Below are 1,332 nucleotides of genomic sequence, written 5' to 3' on the forward strand. Positions count from 1 at the left end.
ACGCCTGCGCATTCCCCCTCCACATAATACTCTTTTACCATCAACATATAATCCTATTTTTTTCAAATAGTTTCTTTGATTAGTCATAATAAAACCCGCTAAAGTATATCGGTAAGCGCACATCAAGGATGAGCCGTGCACGGATTTTCCTTCCCTTTACCTGAAACGGCTTATCCTGATGGCGCTTATCTGGAGGAGTATTATGACAACAAAAAAATCACAAATTGCATGGCTTTTATTCGCAGCGCTGTTTGTTGCAGCGATGGTATTTTTTGTAACGGATTCTCTGACGGTTACTGCAATCGCCGGAACATTTACCGGAGTGCTGGGGACATTTCTCGGTATCGATATTCTTACGATGCTGCATAAAACAAAAGAGCTTCCGGCAGGACGGTATAAAAATATGAACCGGCACCGTTACATTATTGCCCTTATTATTTTTGCTTTGCTGCTTATCGAAGCGTTTATCATTTCAAGCATCTTTGAACGGGACATGAACTCACTTTATTTATCATTTGGTGTCGGTTTTATTATCGTGATCGGCGGACTTGTTTCGGGCGTTGAAGCAAATAAAATCGTAACCGGCGAACAGCCGCCTGAACTCAATGAAACGGGTGAACTATCCGGAGACGAGTCATGACATCTCTTTATATCATATTAGCGTTGTTGGGCGTTATCGCGGTGCTTTCACTTTTGCTTACTATCATAGTGAAAAAATTGAAAAAGGCAAAAACGGAAGTACAGCGATTAAGCGGCGCTTTTGAGGCGGTTCGCAAAAGAACAGAACGTTTACAAGAAGCACAAAGCAAGAATAAAAAAATTATGGAGGAATCAGATGAAAAAAGGCAGACTCTTTCCGCTACTGCTGACGCTTCTCTTGTTACTCGTGCAAACAGTCTTTTTTCAGACCGGATGCACGACAACAAAAGCGCCGACTAATGCGGACATTGATGTGGTATTACAAAACATTGCACCTGAAAAACCGCCTGTTCCTGCAATGGAGCCGGTGCTTTTTAAGGATAAAGACGGCGGCCTCTGGCTTTCGTATGAGGCATACCGTGCTCTTGAGCGCAATATTATCGCAATGAGAGAATATGCCGCACGGCTTGAGGTCATTATTGCATTTTGGGAGAAAAAAGAGAAATGAGCGGGACGGTTATTATATCTCTTATTGGTACACTCGTTGGAATGCTGATAACCGTCGGCGGCGTATTTATCGCCGTTGGCGGGTTGAAACAGAAAATAAACGACAGTGTCGAAACAAACAAAGCGCAAGAGGAACATATTAAAACCCTTTCTTCAAAGGATGAGTTAGCAAAAGCAATAAAACGC

General features: G+C 42.6%; 3 protein-coding genes. All 3 read left to right on the plus strand.

Annotated elements, in window-relative coordinates; translation table 11 throughout:
• The first annotated feature begins 202 nt into the window (after nt 1-202).
• Complete coding sequence (locus HGH47_RS12100) at nt 203-640, plus strand: hypothetical protein (protein WP_162664565.1); 438 nt, start codon at nt 203-205, stop codon at nt 638-640.
• A 195-nt stretch (nt 641-835) separates the two neighbouring features.
• Nucleotides 836-1,147, plus strand: coding sequence for a hypothetical protein (locus tag HGH47_RS12105; protein ID WP_432912687.1), 312 nt, complete (start codon nt 836-838; stop codon nt 1,145-1,147).
• The coding region (locus HGH47_RS12110; protein WP_432912690.1) for a hypothetical protein at nt 1,144-1,332 on the plus strand (189 nt) is incomplete at its 3' end. The genes HGH47_RS12105 and HGH47_RS12110, both read left to right, overlap by 4 nt.

The organism is Treponema sp. OMZ 805 (assembly GCF_050937395.1).
Classification (GTDB): domain Bacteria; phylum Spirochaetota; class Spirochaetia; order Treponematales; family Treponemataceae; genus Treponema.